Raw genomic sequence first — 18,125 nt, 5'->3', positions numbered from 1 at the left:
CGACAGAACCGTCGCGATCGCCGCCGTCAGCGTCGTCTTGCCGTGGTCAACGTGACCAATCGTACCAACGTTCACGTGCGGCTTGGTCCGCTCAAACTTCTCTTTTGCCATGATTCTCTTCTTTCAAAAAATAATCAGTTGGTAGATGCAGCTTATTTCGACTTCGCGCTGATGATCGCGTCGGCGACGTTCTTCGGAGCTTCGGCGTAGTGCTTGAACTCCATCGTGTACGTCGCGCGGCCTTGCGTCAGCGAGCGCAGCGACGTCGAGTAGCCGAACATTTCCGACAGCGGCACTTCGGCGCGAACGATCTTGCCGCCGCCGATCATGTCTTCCATGCCCTGGACGATACCGCGACGGCCCGACAGGTCGCCCATCACGTTGCCCATGTAGTCTTCCGGCGTCTCGACTTCGACGGCCATCATCGGCTCGAGCACGACCGGGTTCGCGCGGCGCATTGCTTCCTTGAACGCCATCGAACCGGCCATGCGGAACGCGTTTTCGTTCGAGTCGACGTCGTGGTACGAACCGAACGTCAGGCGAACCTTCACGTCGACGACCGGGAAGCCCGCCAGCACGCCCGACTTCAGCGTGTCCTGGATACCCTTGTCGACCGCCGGGATGTACTCGCGCGGAATCACGCCGCCCTTGATCTCGTCGAAGAACTCGTAGCCCTTGCCCTGCTCGTTCGGCTCGAGCGTGATGACCGCGTGACCGTATTGGCCGCGACCGCCCGACTGCTTGACGAACTTGCCGTCGACGTCCTTCGCCGTCGAGCGGATCGTTTCGCGGTACGCAACCTGCGGCTTGCCGACGGTCGCTTCCACGCCGAATTCACGCTTCATCCGGTCGACCAGAATTTCGAGGTGGAGCTCGCCCATGCCCGAAATGATGGTCTGGCCCGATTCTTCGTCGGTCTGCACGCGGAACGACGGATCTTCCTGCGCCAGACGGTTCAGCGCGAGACCCATCTTTTCCTGGTCAGCCTTCGTCTTCGGCTCGACGGCCTGCGAGATCACCGGCTCCGGGAACACCATGCGCTCGAGCACGATCGGGTGCTGCGGATCGCACAGCGTGTCGCCCGTGGTCGCTTCCTTCAGGCCGACCGCAGCGGCGATGTCGCCTGCGCGGACTTCCTTGATTTCTTCGCGCTGGTTCGCGTGCATCTGCAGAATACGGCCGAGGCGTTCCTTCTTGCCCTTGGTCGAGTTCAGCAGCGTGTCGCCCGAATTGACGACGCCCGAGTACACGCGGAAGAAGATCAGCTGGCCGACGAACGGGTCGGTCATGATCTTGAACGCGAGCGACGAGAACTTCTCTTCGTCGGACGCCTTGCGCTCGGCTGCTTCGCCGCTCTCCAGCTCGCCCTTGACCGGCGGGATGTCGACCGGCGACGGCAGGAAGTCGATCACGGCGTCGAGCATGCGCTGCACGCCCTTGTTCTTGAACGCGGTACCGCACAGCATCGGCTGGATTTCGCACGCGATCGTACGGTCGCGCAGCGCCTTGACGATGTCGGCTTCCGGCAGATCGCCTTCTTCCAGGTACTTGTTCATCAGGTCTTCGCTGGCTTCAGCAGCCACTTCGACCATCTTTTCGCGCCATTCCTTGCAGGTCTCTGCGAGCTCGGCCGGGATGTCGACGTAGTCGAACTTCGTGCCTTGCGACGCTTCGTCCCAAATGATCGCCTTCATCTTCAGCAGGTCGACCACGCCCTTGAAGTTCTCTTCCGAGCCGATCGGCACCACGACCGGAACCGGGTTCGCCTTCAGGCGCAGCTTGAGCTGGTCGTAGACCTTGAAGAAGTTCGCGCCGGTACGGTCCATCTTGTTGACGAACGCGAGACGCGGCACCTTGTACTTGTTCGCCTGGCGCCACACCGTTTCCGACTGCGGCTGCACGCCGCCCACCGCGCAGTACACCATGCACGCGCCGTCGAGCACGCGCATCGAGCGCTCCACTTCAATCGTGAAGTCGACGTGCCCCGGGGTGTCGATGATGTTGATGCGGTGTTCCGGATAGTTGCCGCCCATGCCCTTCCAGAACGCCGTGGTAGCAGCGGACGTGATCGTGATGCCACGCTCCTGTTCCTGCTCCATCCAGTCCATCGTGGCTGCGCCGTCGTGAACTTCACCGATCTTGTGGTTCACGCCGGTGTAAAACAGAATGCGCTCGGTCGTCGTCGTCTTGCCGGCGTCGATGTGAGCGCTAATACCGATGTTGCGGTAGCGCTCGATAGGAGTCTTACGAGCCACTTTGATCCTCTATTGGGTTGGCGCGATGCGACCCTTGTCGCAGCGCGCCTCAACACAAACGGGCGAGGCGCTCGAAAAAGCGCACCCGCCCGGAATTTTTCCGCTAAAAGCCCAGTCCGGCGCTTAGAAACGGAAGTGCGAGAACGCACGGTTGGCTTCCGCCATCCGGTGAACTTCGTCGCGCTTCTTCATCGCGCCGCCGCGGCCTTCAGCCGCTTCGGAGAGTTCACCTGCAAGGCGCAGAGCCATCGACTTCTCGCTACGCTTCTTCGCAGCCTCGCGCAACCAGCGCATCGCCAATGCCATACGACGCGACGGGCGCACTTCGACCGGAACCTGATAGTTCGCACCACCAACGCGACGGCTCTTCACTTCGACCACCGGCTTCACGTTGTTGAGCGCAACCGTGAACACTTCCAGCGGGTCCTTGCCACCCTTGGTCTGGATTTGTTCGAAAGCGCCATAAACGATGCGCTCAGCCACCGACTTCTTGCCGGACAGCATCAGCATGTTCATGAACTTGGCTACATCTACGTTGCCGTACTTCGGATCCGGCAACACTTCCCGCTTGGGGACTTCGCGACGACGCGGCATGTTTCTTCCTTTACCTGTTCAGTTGGAGCTCGAAAGCCCCGCGGCCACCAACTAACCCGATCACATCTGCTCGACTAACCAGCTTGGCCGGGTGACCACTTACTCGACAGCACCGGCAATCCGGCACCACCGCCTTAACCGCCCGGAGGCGATCTCCATTCAGACGCAGCTTACTTCGCAGCCTTCGCACGCTTCGCGCCGTACTTCGAGCGAGCCTGCTTACGGTCCTTGACGCCCTGCGTATCCAGCGAGCCGCGAACCATGTGGTAACGCACACCCGGCAAGTCCTTCACACGGCCGCCGCGGATCAGCACAACCGAGTGCTCCTGCAGGTTGTGGCCTTCACCGCCGATGTACGAAATCACTTCGAAGCCGTTCGTCAGACGAACCTTGGCGACCTTACGGAGTGCCGAGTTCGGCTTCTTCGGCGTCGTCGTGTACACACGGGTGCACACGCCGCGACGCTGGGGGCAGTCCTGCAGGGCCGGGCTCTTGCTCTTCGTCGTTTCCGACGCGCGGCCTTTGCGAACCAGTTGATTGATGGTTGGCATTGTTTATTCCTGAAATTGACCAAAATCGGCACGTCGGCCTCGGGCAAAGCGAAATCCGACGCGCGTGACGCTCCGGAACGCGTGCGCGGCCCCCAGGCTTGCGCCCAGGAATCAACCCACCAAGAACCGGAACCCGGCATGATATTCCGAAAATCCCAAGCAAGTCAACAGCTTGCGTGATTTTTGGTGCCAGAATGCGAAGGCGAGCGCCCCGCGTCATCAGGCCGCTTCGACGACCTCGAGGAGCTCGTCGCCGAAGCGGTCGAGCTTGCGCGCGCCGATGCCCGGAATATGGCGCAGATCGTCGATCGATTCCGGCGCGTTGCGCGCGATCTCCGCGAGCGTCGCGTCGTGAAAGATCACGTACGCCGGCACGCCGTCGCTCTTTGCGGTTTCGGCGCGCCACGTGCGCAGCCGCTCCCAGCACGCGCGCTCGCGCGCGTTCATGCCCGCCGTCGGATCGACGCGCGCGCCGCTGCGGCCCGACGACTGTCGGGTGCGCGCGGGCTTCACGTAGCGGCGCAGCGTGACCGTCTCCTCGCCCCTGAGCACCGGCTTGCTCGCCTCGGTCAGCACGAGCGCGCCGAAGCCGCCGTGATCGACGGCCAAATAGCCGAACGCGACCAGCTGCCGGAAGATCGCGCGCCATTCGGCCTCGGACAGCTCGGCGCCGATGCCGAACGTGCTGAGACTCTCGTGGCCGCGCTGCAACACCTTTTCGGTGCGCGCGCCGCGCAGCACTTCGATCAGGTGGCTCGCGCCGAAATTGAAGCCGCTCGCGCGCTGCGCGCGAAACACGCACGACAGCGCCATCTGCGCCTCGCGCGTCGCGTCCCATGTCGCCGGCGGCTCGAGGCAGGTGTCGCAATTGCCGCACGGCCCGCTCGTCTCGCCGAAATACGCGAGGAGCCGCACGCGGCGGCACGACGCCGTCTCGCACAGCCCGAGCAGCGCGTCGAGCTTCGACGTCTGGACGCGCTTGTGCGTATCGTCCGCGTCCGATTCGTCGATCATCTTGCGCTGCTGGACGACATCGCCGAGCCCGTACGCCATCCATGCGTTCGCCGGCATGCCGTCGCGGCCGGCGCGCCCCGTCTCCTGGTAGTAGCCCTCGACGCTCTTCGGCAAATCCAGGTGCGCGACGAAGCGCACGTCCGGCTTGTCGATGCCCATCCCGAACGCGATCGTCGCGCACATCACGACCCCTTCCTCGCGCTGGAACATCTCCTGGTGCTTCTGCCGGATTCCGAACTCCATTCCCGCGTGATACGGCAGCGCGCGTACCCCCTGCGCCTTCAGCCACTCGGCCGTCTCCTCGACCTTGCGACGCGACAGGCAGTAGACAACCCCCGCGTCGGTCGTGCCGTCCGCGTTCGTGTGCTCCGCGCGGATGAAGTCGAGCAGTTGCGAGCGCGCGTTGTCCTTTTCGACGATCCGGTAACGGATGTTCGGCCGATCGAAGCTCGACACGAAGATCCGGGCGTCGTCGAGGGCGAGGCGCTGGACGATCTCGTCGCGCGTGATCGCGTCGGCGGTCGCCGTGAGCGCGATCCGCGGCACGTCCGGGAAGCGTTCGTGCAGCACCGACAACTGGATGTATTCGGGCCGGAAATCGTGCCCCCACTGTGATACGCAATGCGCCTCGTCGATCGCGAAAAGGCCGATGCGCGCGCGCTCGAGCAGATCGAGGAAGCGCGGCGTCATCAGACGCTCGGGCGCGACGTAGAGCAGATCGATGTCGCCGTCGCGCAGCGCGCGCTCGGTCGCGGCCGCTTCGGCGCCGGAGAGCGTCGAATTCAGATACGCGGCGCGCACGCCGACTTCGGACAGCGCGGCGACCTGATCCTGCATCAGCGCGATCAGCGGCGACACGACGATGCCCGCGCCGCGGCCCGACTCGCTGCGCACGAGCGCCGGAATCTGATAGCAGAGCGACTTGCCGCCGCCCGTCGGCATCAGCACGAGACAGTCGCCGCCCGCCGCAACGTGCTCGACGATCTCGCCCTGTTGACCGCGGAAGGCGGGGTAGCCAAAGACTTCGTTGAGAATTTCGAGCGCGCGGGACATGGATCGGATGATGGACAGCGAAAAGAGCCGGTGGGTGGGATTTTACCAACGTCCCCGCGGCGAAAGGAGGACGGCGGTCACACGTTGTCCGTTCGGCCGACTCGCCGCCGCACGGTTCGCGCATAAAAAAAGCCGCCCGGTCGAAACCGGGCGGCTTCATCAGCAGGCTGGCAAAGCGGCTCGCGCCGCCTCGCTCACTCCGCCGGGTGTTGCGGCTCTTCGGCGGGCGCCGCCGGCGTGCCGAACTCGAACGCTTCTTCCGCTGCGATCTGGTCGAAACGCTCGCGATCCGACAGCTCCTTCGCCTTGCGCGCCTTGTGGAACGCGAGGCCGGTACCGGCCGGAATCAGACGGCCGACGATCACGTTTTCCTTCAGACCGCGCAGATCGTCGCGCTTGCCCATGATCGCCGCTTCCGTCAGCACGCGGGTCGTTTCCTGGAACGATGCCGCGGAGATGAACGAGTCGGTCGACAGCGACGCCTTCGTGATACCCAACAGGATGTTGTCGTACGTTGCCGGGCGCTTGTCCTCGGCGATCATGCGATCGTTCTCGTCCAGCATGTCCGAACGCTCGACCTGCTCGCCGGGGATGAAGCGCGTGTCGCCGTTGTCCACGATCTGCACACGGCGCAGCATCTGACGCACGATCACTTCGATGTGCTTGTCGTTGATCTTCACACCCTGCAGACGGTACACGTCCTGCACTTCGTCGACGATGTAGCGCGACAGCGCCTCGATACCCTGCAGGCGCAGGATGTCGTGCGGATCGGCCGGGCCGTCCACGATCATTTCGCCCTTGTTGACGACCTGACCGTCGTGGACGAGCACCTGCTTTTCCTTCGCGATCAGGAACTCGTGCTGGCTGCCCTCGAGGTCCGTGATGACGAGACGCTGCTTGCCCTTCGTGTCCTTGCCGAACGACACCGTGCCGGTGACTTCCGCGAGGATGCCCGCATCCTTCGGCGAACGCGCTTCGAACAGCTCGGCGACTCGCGGCAGACCACCGGTAATGTCACGGGTCTTCTGCGATTCGGTCGGGATACGTGCGAGCACTTCACCGACCTGCACCTGCTGACCGTCCTTCACGGTGATCAGCGCGCCGACCTGGAAGCCGATCTGCACCGAGTGCTCCGTGCCCGGGATCTTCACTTCGTCGCCGTTCGCGTCGAGCAGCTTCACCTGCGGACGCACGCTCTTCGCAGCCTGCGAGCCGCGGCGCTTCACGTCGATCACGACGAGGGTCGACAGGCCGGTCACGTCGTCGATCTGCTTCGCGACCGTCACGCCTTCCTCGACGTTTTCGAACTTCACCGTACCGCCGTACTCGGTGATGATCGGGCGCGTCAACGGGTCCCACGTCGCGAGTTGCGTGCCCGCCTTGATCGCCGCGCCGTCGAGCTGCAACAGCGTCGCGCCGTACGGGATCTTGTGACGCTCGCGCTCGCGGCCGATGTCGTCGGTGATCAGCGCCTCGCCCGAACGCGAGATGACGATCTGCTCGCCCTTCGCGTTCGTCACGTAGCGCATCGACGCCGTGAAGCGCACCGTGCCGTTGCTCTTCGCTTCCACCGACGAGGCCACTGCCGCACGCGATGCCGCACCACCGATGTGGAACGTACGCATCGTCAGCTGCGTGCCCGGTTCGCCGATCGACTGCGCGGCGATCACGCCGACCGCTTCGCCGACGTTCACGAGCGAGCCGCGGCCGAGATCGCGGCCGTAGCACGACGCGCACAGGCCGTAGCGCGTTTCGCAGGTCAGCGCCGTGCGCACGCGCACTTCGTCGATGCCGAGACGCTCGATGTCTTCCACCGCCGTTTCGTCGAGCAGCGTGCCCGCTTCGTACAGCGTTTCCTGCGTTTCCGGATTGACGACGTCCGACGCGGCGACGCGGCCGAGGATACGGTCGCGCAGCGCTTCGACGACTTCACCGCCTTCGACGAGCGCCTTCATCGCGACGCCGTTGCTCGTGCCGCAATCGTCCTCGACCACGACGAGATCCTGCGTCACGTCGACGAGACGACGCGTCAGATAACCCGAGTTCGCGGTCTTCAGTGCCGTATCAGCCAGACCCTTACGTGCACCGTGGGTCGAGATGAAGTACTGCAACACGTTCAGGCCTTCGCGGAAGTTCGCGGTAATCGGCGTCTCGATAATCGAGCCGTCCGGCTTCGCCATCAGGCCGCGCATACCGGCCAGCTGACGAATCTGCACCGCCGAACCCCGGGCGCCCGAGTCGGCCATCATGTAGATCGAGTTGAACGACTCCTGGCGCGTCGCGTTGCCGTCGCGGTCCGTCACCGGCTCCGTCGACAGCTGCTCCATCATCGCCTTGCCGACCGCTTCCGACGTCGCCGACCAGATGTCGACCACGTTGTTGTAGCGTTCCTGCGCGGTGACGAGACCCGACATGTACTGGCGGTCGTACTCCTTCACCTTCTTCGCGGCGTCGCCGACGATCGTTTCCTTCTGCGGCGGCACGAGCATGTCGTCCACGCAGATCGAAATGCCGGCGCGCGTCGCGAGACGGAAACCCGACTGCATCAGCTGATCGGCGAACACCACCGTCGCGCGCAGGCCGCACTTGCGGAACGCCGTGTTGATCAGGCGCGAGATTTCCTTTTTCTTCAGCGGCTTGTTCAGCACCGAGAACGGCAGGCCGGCCGGCAGAATTTCCGACAGGATCGCGCGGCCGACGGTCGTCGCGTACAGCGAGATCTTCGGCACGAACTGCGGCGCGCCTTCGGAGGTGTCCTCGTTGCGGACCATTTCGGTGATCCGCACGTTGACGCGCGACGCGAGCTCGACTTCCTTGTTCTCGTACGCGCGGATCACTTCCGACACGCCGGTGAACGACAGGCCTTCACCCTTCGCGTTGATCGCCTCGCGGGTCGCGTAGTACAGACCCAGCACGATATCCTGCGACGGCACGATCGACGGATCGCCGTTGGCCGGGAACAGCACGTTGTTCGACGCGAGCATCAGCGTGCGCGCTTCCATCTGCGCTTCGAGCGACAGCGGCACGTGAACGGCCATCTGGTCACCGTCGAAGTCGGCGTTGAACGCCGCGCAGACGAGCGGGTGCAGCTGGATCGCCTTGCCTTCGATCAGCACCGGCTCGAACGCCTGGATACCGAGACGGTGCAGCGTCGGCGCCCGGTTCAGCATCACCGGGTGCTCGCGGATTACCTCTTCGAGGATGTCCCACACCACCGGCGTCTGGTTCTCGACTTCCTTCTTCGCAGCCTTGATGGTCGTAGCTACCCCCATCACTTCCAGCTTGTTGAAGATGAACGGCTTGAACAGCTCGAGCGCCATCAGCTTCGGCAGGCCGCACTGGTGCAGCTTCAGCGTCGGGCCGACCACGATGACCGAACGGCCCGAGTAATCGACGCGCTTGCCCAGCAGGTTCTGACGGAAACGACCGCCCTTGCCCTTGATCATGTCGGCGAGCGACTTCAGCGGACGCTTGTTCGCGCCCGTCATCGCCTTGCCGCGGCGGCCGTTGTCGAGCAGCGAGTCGACGGCTTCCTGCAGCATCCGCTTTTCGTTGCGAACGATGATTTCAGGCGCCTTCAGCTCGAGCAGACGCTTCAACCGGTTGTTACGGTTGATCACGCGGCGGTACAGGTCGTTCAGGTCCGACGTCGCGAAACGGCCGCCGTCCAGCGGCACGAGCGGACGCAGTTCCGGCGGCAGCACCGGCAGCACTTCGAGGATCATCCACTCGGGCTTGATGCCCGAGCGCTGGAATGCCTCGAGGACCTTCAGGCGCTTCGCGTACTTCTTGATCTTCGCTTCCGAGCCGGTGTTCTTCAGCTCGGTGCGCAGCGTCTCGACCTGCTCGTCGATGTTGATCGCGCGCAGCAGCTCGCGCACGCCTTCCGCGCCCATCTCGGCACGGAATTCGTCGCCGTATTCCTCGACCTTGTTGTAGTAATCCTCTTCGGTCATGATCTGCCGCGCCTTCAGCGGCGTCATGCCCGGTTCGATCACCACGTACGCTTCGAAGTACAGCACGCGCTCGATGTCGCGCAGCGTCATGTCGAGCACCATGCCCAGACGCGACGGCAGCGACTTCAGGAACCAGATGTGCGCGACCGGCGAGGCCAGCTCGATGTGGCCCATCCGCTCGCGGCGCACCTTCGCCAGCGTCACTTCGACGCCGCACTTCTCGCAGATCACGCCGCGGTGCTTCAGGCGCTTGTACTTGCCGCACAGGCACTCGTAGTCCTTGATCGGCCCGAAGATCTTCGCGCAGAAGAGACCATCGCGTTCCGGCTTGAACGTACGGTAGTTGATGGTCTCCGGCTTCTTCACTTCGCCGAACGACCACGAACGGATCTTGTCCGGCGAGGCCAGACCGATCTTGATCGCGTCAAAAACTTCTTCTTGTTGGACTTGCTTGAATAGATCGAGCAGAGCTTTCATTGCTTTCTCTCCGTAGTCCGATTAATTGCGGTCGAGATCGATATCGATACCGAGCGAGCGGATTTCCTTCACCAGCACATTGAAGGATTCCGGCATGCCGGCGTCGATCACGTGGTCGCCCTTGACCAGGTTTTCATAAACCTTGGTCCGGCCGGTCACGTCGTCCGACTTCACCGTCAGCATTTCCTGCAGCACGTAGGACGCGCCATACGCTTCGAGCGCCCACACTTCCATTTCACCGAAACGCTGGCCACCGAACTGCGCCTTACCGCCGAGCGGCTGCTGCGTAACGAGCGAGTATGGGCCCGTCGAACGCGCGTGCATCTTGTCGTCGACCAAGTGGTGCAGCTTCAGGTAGTGCATGTAGCCCACCGTCACGCGGCGCTCGAACGGCTCGCCCGTGCGGCCGTCGTACAGGCGCACCTGGTTCTTCGACGGGTTCATGTCGAGCTGCTCGGCGATGTTGTCCGGGAACGCGAGATCGAGCATCTTCGACATCTCTTCCTCGGTCGCACCGTCGAACACCGGCGTCGCGAACGGCACGCCTTCGCGCAGGTTCTTCGCGAGCTCGAGGATTTCGTCGTCGCTGAAGCTGTCCAGCTCTTCCGCGCGGCCCGACTCGTTGTAGATCTTCGTCAGGAACACGCGCAGTTCCTCGATCTTCGTCTGGCGCGCGAGCATTTCGCCGATACGCCAGCCGAGGCCCTTCGCGGCCCAGCCGAGATGCACTTCCAGAACCTGACCCACGTTCATCCGCGACGGCACGCCGAGCGGGTTCAGCACGACGTCCGCCGGACGGCCGTCGGCCATGTACGGCATGTCTTCGACCGGAACGATCTTCGACACGACACCCTTGTTACCGTGACGGCCTGCCATCTTGTCGCCAGGCTGCAGACGGCGCTTGACCGCGAGGTACACCTTGACCATCTTCAGCACGCCCGGCGGCAGTTCGTCGCCTTGCGTGAGCTTCTTGCGCTTCTCTTCGAACGCGAGGTCGAACTGGTGACGCTTCTCTTCGATCGAGTTCTTGATCGCTTCGAGCTGGGCCGCCGCTTCGTCGTCCGCGAGGCGGATGTCGAACCAGTGATAGTGGTCGAGGTCTTCCAGGTAAGCCTGGTCGATCTTCGTGCCCTTCGCGAGCTTCTTCGGACCGCCGTTCGCGACCTTGCCCACGAGCATGCGCGCGAGACGCTGGAACGCATCGCCTTCCACGATGCGCAGCTGGTCGTTCAGGTCGAGACGGTAGCGCTTCAGTTCGTCGTCGATGATCTGTTGCGCACGCTTGTCGCGCTGGATGCCTTCACGCGTGAACACCTGGACGTCGATCACGGTGCCGCTCATGCCCGACGGCACGCGCAGCGACGTGTCCTTCACGTCCGACGCCTTCTCGCCGAAGATCGCGCGCAGCAGCTTCTCTTCCGGCGTCAGCTGGGTCTCGCCCTTCGGCGTGACCTTGCCGACCAGCACGTCGCCCGCTTCGACTTCCGCACCGATGTACACGATGCCCGATTCGTCGAGACGGCCGAGCTGGACTTCCGCCAGGTTCGAGATGTCGCGCGTGATTTCTTCCGGCCCGAGCTTCGTGTCGCGTGCAACGACGCTCAGCTCTTCGATGTGGATCGACGTGTAGCGATCGTCGGCCACGACCCGCTCCGAGATCAGGATCGAATCCTCGAAGTTGTAGCCGTTCCACGGCATGAACGCGATCAGCATGTTCTGGCCGAGCGCGAGCTCGCCCAGGTCGGTCGACGCGCCGTCGGCCAGCACGTCGCCGCGCGCAACCTTGTCGCCCATCTTCACGATCGGACGCTGATTGATGTTCGTGTTCTGGTTCGAACGCGTGTACTTCATCAGGTTGTAGATGTCGACGCCGACTTCACCCGCGACCGCTTCGTCGTCGTTCACGCGAATCACGATACGGCCCGCGTCGACATAGTCGACGACGCCGCCGCGCAACGCCTGCACCGTCGTGCCCGAGTCGACCGCCACGGTGCGCTCGATGCCGGTACCGACGACGGGCTTCTCCGGACGCAGACACGGCACGGCCTGGCGCTGCATGTTCGAGCCCATCAGCGCGCGGTTCGCATCGTCGTGCTCGAGGAACGGAATCAGCGACGCTGCAACCGACACGATCTGCGACGGCGCCACGTCCATGTATTGGATGCGGTCCGGCGTGACCATCATCGTTTCGCCGGCTTCACGCGACGACACCAGTTCGTCGACGAGCGAGCCGTCGTCGCTGATCGCCGCGTTCGCCTGCGCGATCATGTAACGGCCTTCCTCGATCGCCGACAGATAATCGATCTGGTCGGTCACCTTGCTGTCGACGACCTTGCGGTACGGCGTCTCGAGGAAGCCGTACTCGTTCAGGTGCGCGTACAGCGCGAGCGAGTTGATAAGACCGATGTTCGGACCTTCCGGCGTTTCGATCGGGCACACGCGGCCGTAGTGGGTCGGGTGCACGTCGCGCACTTCGAAGCCCGCGCGCTCGCGCGTCAGGCCGCCCGGGCCCAGTGCGGAAACACGGCGCTTGTGCGTGATTTCCGACAGCGGGTTGGTCTGGTCCATGAACTGCGACAGCTGCGACGAACCGAAGAACTCGCGGATCGCCGACGAAATCGGCTTCGAGTTGATCAGGTCGTGCGGCATCAGGTTTTCGCTCTCGGCCTGGCCGAGGCGTTCCTTCACCGCGCGCTCGACGCGCACGAGGCCCGCGCGGAACTGGTTTTCCGCCAGTTCGCCGACGCAGCGCACGCGCCGGTTGCCGAGGTGGTCGATATCGTCCACTTCGCCCTTGCCGTTGCGCAGTTCGACGAGGATCTTGATCGTCGCGAGGATGTCGTCGTCCTGCAGCGTCATCGGGCCGATGATCTCGTCACGGCCGACGCGGCGGTTGAACTTCATGCGGCCGACCTTCGACAGGTCGTACGCGTCTTCGCTGTAGAACAGGCGGTTGAACAGCGCCTCGACGGCTTCTTCCGTGGGCGGCTCGCCCGGGCGCATCATCCGGTAAATCGCGATGCGCGCGGCCGTCTTGTCGACGGTTTCGTCGACACGCAGCGTCGACGAGATGTACGGGCCCTGGTCCAGATCGTTCGTGTAGAGCGTCTGGATTTCCTTGATCTTCGCTTCGCGCAGCTTCTCGAGCACACCTTCCGTGATCTCGTCGTTCGCGTTCGCGATCACTTCGCCCGTGTCGCCGTCGACAACGTTCTTCGCCAGCACGCGGCCGAGCAGATAGTCTTCGGGCACCGAGATGTACTTGGTCTTCGCGGCTTCGAGATCGCGAATGTGCTTCGCGTTGATCCGCTTGTCCTTCTGGACGATGACCTTGCCTTCGCGATCAGTGATGTCGAAGCGCGCGACTTCGCCGCGCAGGCGCTCGGGCACGAACTCCATCTGCGCGCCTTCGTCCATCAGCGTGAAGTTGTCGAAGACGAAGAAGTTCGCGAGGATCTGTTCCGGCGTGAGGCCGATCGCCTTCAACAGAATCGTGACCGGCATCTTGCGACGACGGTCGACGCGGAAGAACAGCACGTCCTTCGGATCGAATTCGAAGTCGAGCCAAGAGCCGCGGTACGGAATGATCCGCGCGGAGAACAGCAGCTTGCCCGAGCTATGCGTCTTGCCCTTATCGTGTTCGAAGAACACGCCGGGCGACCGGTGCAGCTGCGACACGATCACGCGCTCGGTGCCGTTGATGACGAACGAACCGGTCGGCGTCATGAGCGGAATTTCGCCCATGTACACTTCCTGTTCCTTCACTTCCTTGACGACGGGCTTGCTCGGCGACTCCTTGTCGAGGAGCACGAGGCGCACCTTCGCGCGCAGCGCCGAGCAATAGGTCAGGCCGCGCTGCTGGCATTCCTTGATGTTGAACGCCGGCGACGACAACGCATAGCTCACGAACTCGAGACGAGCAAAGCCGTTATGCGAGACGATGGGAAACACCGACGTGAAGGCGGCCTGCAACCCTTCGGACTTGCGTTGCGCGGTGAGCACATCGGCTTGCAGAAATGTGCTGAATGATTCAAGCTGGGTGGCCAGCAGAAAAGGCACTTGGTGAACGATGGAACGCTTCGCGAAACTCTTGCGAATGCGCTTCTTCTCGGTGAAGGAATATTGCATACGATCTCCGAATCACGACGGGCGCTATCGAGGCGGGATACCTTGACGTGTCAAACCCGAGTGTTCACCGACTGAGACCCGATGGCCGTCCGACGGCACGAGCCGAGAAGCTTGGTGGTTGGCCGCTACCAACCGCTGGCTGACGGCAGCGGATGCCTGTGTTGCCCGCTGCCCGACCAAACTTGCCTTCTGCAGTCGCTTCAGAAGACAAAGAGAATCGCCGATCGATCGTGGATAGGCGTTTTTCTTTGGCTTCTAAGGGGGCTCGTCCAACCTCTTCAAAGAGTGTCAAAACACTGCCCCCACAAAGCACAAAAAGGCCGGCGGTGAAAAACCGCCAGCCTTCGCACAGCGCGTCGAAACTTACTTGATTTCGACCTTCGCGCCAGCTTCTTCCAACTTCTTCTTCGCATCGTCGGCAGCGGCCTTGTCCACGCCTTCCTTGACGGGCTTCGGCGCGCCGTCGACGAGGTCCTTCGCTTCCTTCAGGCCCAGGCCCGTGAGTTCGCGAACGGCCTTGATGACGGAAACCTTGTTGGCGCCGGTTTCAGCCAGAACGACCGTGAATTCGGTCTTTTCTTCAGCAGCAGCAGCCGCGCCGCCGGCAGCCGGGCCAGCAACGGCGACAGCAGCAGCCGACACGCCAAACTTCTCTTCGAACGCCTTGACCAGCTCGTTCAGTTCCAGAACGGTCATCCCTTCGACTGCGGCCAGGATGTCTTCTTTTGCGATTGCCATTTGAAATACTCCTAAATTGAATTCGGATACAGCCAGCGATCAGTGACGCTGATGTGCGTTCGCGCGTAGCAATTACGCAGCTTCGGCTTGCTTCTTCTCGGCGAGCGCGGCCAGAGCGCGCGCAAAGCCGGAAACAGGCGCTTGCATGACGAACAGCAGCTTCGAGAGCAGTTCTTCGCGGCTCGGGATGCTGGCGAGCGCTTGCACGCCTGCCTTGTCCATCACCTTGCCATCGAACGAACCGGCCTTGATGACCAACTTGTCATTGCTCTTGCTGAAGTCGTTGACGACCTTAGCAGCGGCAATTGCATCTTCCGAGATGCCGTAGATCAGGGGACCAGTCATCTGCTCTGCCAGCGGAGCAAACGGCGTACCTTCGACGGCGCGGCGCGCCAGCGTGTTCTTCAGAACGCGCAGGTAAACCTTTTGCTCGCGCGCTTTCGCGCGCAGCGTGGTCAGATCGCCAACCGCAATTCCACGATACTCAGCGAGCACAACGGTCTGGGCCTTCGCAACTTGCGCGGCAACCTCAGCGACGACGGCTTGCTTGTCTTCTCTATTAAGCGGCACGGTTAGCCTCCAGAAACGATACGCTTCGCATGACGCGTCGCGCACCTCGTTCAACAACGGCGTCCGACTCGTTAGGAGTATTTCCGCTGAAGATCGCCGATCTCTCGTCGATCTCTCGCTTCACCACTGCAAAACTCTTTCGGGTTCGCCATCTGCGTTGGCTTGAATTAAGGGAGCGCCCGACTGCTGCATTCCCACCAACGGTCTTTGATAACCGGTCGCTCGATGGTGCTCCTTCGAACGACCGCCCAAAGCCCTTTTGAGCCGCCTCTCCCGGACGCGGCTCGAATACTTCGCTTACTGCGCGGCCAGCGAGCCTTGGTCGACGCGAACGCCGACACCCATCGTGCTCGACAGCGCGATCTTGCGCAGGTACACGCCCTTGCTCGTCGCCGGCTTCGCCTTCTGCAGCGCTTCGATCAGCGCCGACAGGTTCGTGCGCAGCGCGGTCGACTCGAACGATGCACGGCCGATCGTCGCATGGATGATACCGGCCTTGTCGACGCGGAACTGCACCTGACCCGCCTTCGCGTTCTTCACTGCGGTCGCGACATCCGGCGTGACCGTGCCGACCTTCGGGTTCGGCATCAGGCCGCGCGGGCCGAGGATCTGGCCCAGCGTACCGACGATACGCATCGTGTCCGGCGAAGCGATCACGATGTCGAAGTCCATTTGACCGGCCTTGATCTGCTCAGCCAGATCTTCCATGCCGACCACTTCGGCGCCGGCGGCGCGCGCTTGCTCTGCCTTCTCGCCTTGCGCGAACACGGCAACGCGAACCGACTTGCCGGTACCGGCCGGCAGCACGACCGAACCGCGAACGACCTGGTCCGACTTCTTCGCGTCGATGCCGAGTTGAACCGCGACGTCGATCGATTCGTTGAACTTCGCGCTCGCGCATTCCTTCACGAGAGCGAGGGCCTCGTCGATCGCGTACAGCTTCTGACGATCGACCTTAGCGGCAAATGCCTGACGGCGCTTCGAGATCTTGGCCATTTACACGCCCTCCACAGTGATGCCCATCGAGCGTGCGCTACCAGCGATGGTGCGAACGGCCGCGTCGAGATCAGCTGCCGTAAGATCCGGCATCTTGGTCTTCGCGATTTCTTCCGCTTGTGCGCGGGTGATCTTGCCGACCTTGTCGGTGTGGGGCTTGCTCGAGCCCTTGTCGACCTTCGCCGCCTTCTTGATCAGAACCGTCGCGGGCGGGGTCTTCATCACGAACGTGAAGCTCTTGTCCGCGTATGCCGTGATGACGACCGGCACCGGCAGGCCCGGCTCCATGCCTTGAGTCTGCGCGTTGAACGCCTTGCAGAACTCCATGATGTTCAGGCCGCGCTGGCCCAGCGCCGGACCGACCGGCGGCGACGGGTTGGCTTTACCTGCAGGGATCTGCAGCTTGATAAAGCCGACAATCTTCTTTGCCATTTGAAAACCTCGTTGGAACGCATGCAAGCGTTCGGTGAGTGATAACGCGGGTTCGTCGTGCGACTACTTGCGCTCCTCAACGGCCATTAACGCGGGCCGTAAGCGCGAAGGTGGGCAGCTCCCGGAGCTGCCCACCTGAACTTGCTCAAACCTTTTCGACCTGCCCGAATTCCAGCTCGACCGGCGTTGCTCGGCCAAAGATGGTGACGGACACCCGAACTCGCGATTTTTCGTAGTTCACTTCTTCGACCGTGCCGTTGAAGTCCGTGAACGGGCCTTCCTTCACGCGCACCATCTCGCCGACTTCGAACAGGGTCTTCGGGCGCGGCTTTTCCACGCCTTCCTGCATTTGCGACATGATTTTTTCGACTTCCCGCGGGGAAATCGGGCTCGGGCGATTGCGCGCCCCGCCGACGAAACCGGTGACCTTCGCGGTGTTTTTCACGAGGTGCCACGTTTCGTCCGTCATTTCCATTTCGACCAGCACGTAGCCGGGGAAGAAACGACGCTCGGTCACCGCCTTGTGACCACCCTTGACTTCAACCACTTCCTCGGTCGGAACCAGGATCTGGCCGAACTTGTCCTGCATGCCGGCACGCTCGATGCGCTCCTGAAGCGCGCGTTGCACGCTCTTCTCCATGCCGGAGTAGGCGTGCACGACGTACCAACGTTTTCCGCTCGGGGATGCCGGAGTATCGCTCATATCATTTCCAACCCAGAATCGCCGAGAAAATCACCCATTCGATGGACTTATCGCTTAGCCAAAGAAAGAGCGCCATGACCAGCACAAAACCGAAGACGACGAGCGTGGTTTGCGTGGCTTCTTTGCGCGTGGGCCAAACGACTTTACGCACTTCGCGATACGAATCCTTCGCAAAAGCGATGAAGCTCTTACCAGGAAGCGATATCAGCGCGACGCCCACACCGGCGACCACCCCCACTGCCAAAGCAGCGCCGCGGACATACCACTCCTTGCCGCCAAGCAAGAAGAAGCCCGCAAATCCGGCCAAGACCAACAATACACCCAGGGCCAGCATCAGCTTATCGCCGGAGGTATTAACAGTTTCGACGGAAGGATTCGCCATAACACTCTAAAACAAACGCCACGCAAAGAAACGTGGCTTATGTGGCAGGGGCAGAGGGAATCGAACCCCCAACCTTCGGTTTTGGAGACCGACGCTCTGCCAGTTGAGCTATACCCCTAGACCATGTTGGGACCGGCTGGCGCCGGCCCCCAAACTGTCGATCAGCGAGTAACTGGCTTACTCGATGATCTTGGCGACGACGCCGGCGCCGACGGTGCGGCCGCCTTCGCGGATCGCGAAGCGCAGACCTTCTTCCATCGCGATCGGCGCGATCAG

13 protein-coding genes, 1 tRNA gene and 1 pseudogene are annotated in these 18,125 nt (G+C 62.6%); all 15 read right to left on the bottom strand.

Annotated features, from left to right (window positions below; all coding sequences use genetic code 11):
* Positions 1–111 (bottom strand): GTP-binding protein (locus X946_RS32645; protein WP_038735236.1); only part of this gene is annotated, 111 nt, incomplete at its 3' end.
* Between the two features lie 41 nt (positions 112–152).
* Complete coding sequence (fusA, locus tag X946_RS27745) at positions 153–2,255, bottom strand: elongation factor G (protein ID WP_038754746.1); 2,103 nt, start codon at positions 2,253–2,255, stop codon at positions 153–155.
* A gap of 123 nt (positions 2,256–2,378) precedes the next feature.
* The gene (gene rpsG, locus X946_RS27740; protein WP_004198359.1) at positions 2,379–2,849 is read right to left on the bottom strand and encodes a 30S ribosomal protein S7; all 471 of its coding nucleotides are present in this window, start codon (positions 2,847–2,849) and stop codon (positions 2,379–2,381) included.
* Positions 2,850–3,019: 170 nt separating this feature from the next.
* Positions 3,020–3,400 (bottom strand): 30S ribosomal protein S12, encoded by a 381-nt coding sequence (gene rpsL / locus X946_RS27735; protein WP_004521903.1) that lies wholly within the window; start codon positions 3,398–3,400, stop codon positions 3,020–3,022.
* A gap of 219 nt (positions 3,401–3,619) precedes the next feature.
* Positions 3,620–5,467 carry a DNA helicase RecQ gene (gene recQ, locus X946_RS27730; RefSeq protein ID WP_038754743.1) on the bottom strand — a complete coding sequence of 616 codons (1,848 nt, stop codon included), beginning with the start codon at positions 5,465–5,467 and terminating at the stop codon, positions 3,620–3,622.
* Positions 5,468–5,661: 194 nt separating this feature from the next.
* The gene (rpoC, locus tag X946_RS27725; protein WP_038754740.1) at positions 5,662–9,900 is read right to left on the bottom strand and encodes a DNA-directed RNA polymerase subunit beta'; all 4,239 of its coding nucleotides are present in this window, start codon (positions 9,898–9,900) and stop codon (positions 5,662–5,664) included.
* 21 nt (positions 9,901–9,921) lie between these two features.
* Positions 9,922–14,028, bottom strand: coding sequence for a DNA-directed RNA polymerase subunit beta (gene rpoB / locus X946_RS27720; protein WP_038754738.1), 4,107 nt, complete (start codon positions 14,026–14,028; stop codon positions 9,922–9,924).
* 363 nt (positions 14,029–14,391) lie between these two features.
* Positions 14,392–14,766 (bottom strand): 50S ribosomal protein L7/L12, encoded by a 375-nt coding sequence (gene rplL, locus X946_RS27715; RefSeq protein ID WP_038754735.1) that lies wholly within the window; start codon positions 14,764–14,766, stop codon positions 14,392–14,394.
* A 72-nt stretch (positions 14,767–14,838) separates the two neighbouring features.
* Entirely contained in the window at positions 14,839–15,336 is a 498-nt protein-coding gene (rplJ, locus tag X946_RS27710; protein ID WP_006400668.1) for a 50S ribosomal protein L10, read from the bottom strand.
* 297 nt (positions 15,337–15,633) lie between these two features.
* Entirely contained in the window at positions 15,634–16,332 is a 699-nt protein-coding gene (rplA, locus tag X946_RS27705) for a 50S ribosomal protein L1 (RefSeq protein ID WP_038754732.1), read from the bottom strand.
* Positions 16,333–16,764: a 50S ribosomal protein L11 gene (gene rplK, locus X946_RS27700; protein ID WP_004198368.1), complete on the bottom strand. Its 432-nt coding sequence runs from the start codon at positions 16,762–16,764 to the stop codon at positions 16,333–16,335.
* Between the two features lie 145 nt (positions 16,765–16,909).
* Positions 16,910–17,467: a transcription termination/antitermination protein NusG gene (gene nusG / locus X946_RS27695; protein ID WP_004525645.1), complete on the bottom strand. Its 558-nt coding sequence runs from the start codon at positions 17,465–17,467 to the stop codon at positions 16,910–16,912.
* Between the two features lies 1 nt (position 17,468).
* Positions 17,469–17,849, bottom strand: coding sequence for a preprotein translocase subunit SecE (secE, locus tag X946_RS27690; RefSeq protein ID WP_038754729.1), 381 nt, complete (start codon positions 17,847–17,849; stop codon positions 17,469–17,471).
* A 42-nt stretch (positions 17,850–17,891) separates the two neighbouring features.
* A tRNA-Trp gene (locus X946_RS27685) sits at positions 17,892–17,967 on the bottom strand.
* A 59-nt stretch (positions 17,968–18,026) separates the two neighbouring features.
* Positions 18,027–18,125, bottom strand: a pseudogene (locus tag X946_RS32635) (elongation factor Tu); the annotation flags it as partial.

This window comes from Burkholderia sp. ABCPW 111 (assembly GCF_000773065.1).
Lineage (GTDB): Bacteria > Pseudomonadota > Gammaproteobacteria > Burkholderiales > Burkholderiaceae > Burkholderia > Burkholderia savannae.
This window is presented reverse-complemented; position numbering and strand designations above follow the sequence as displayed.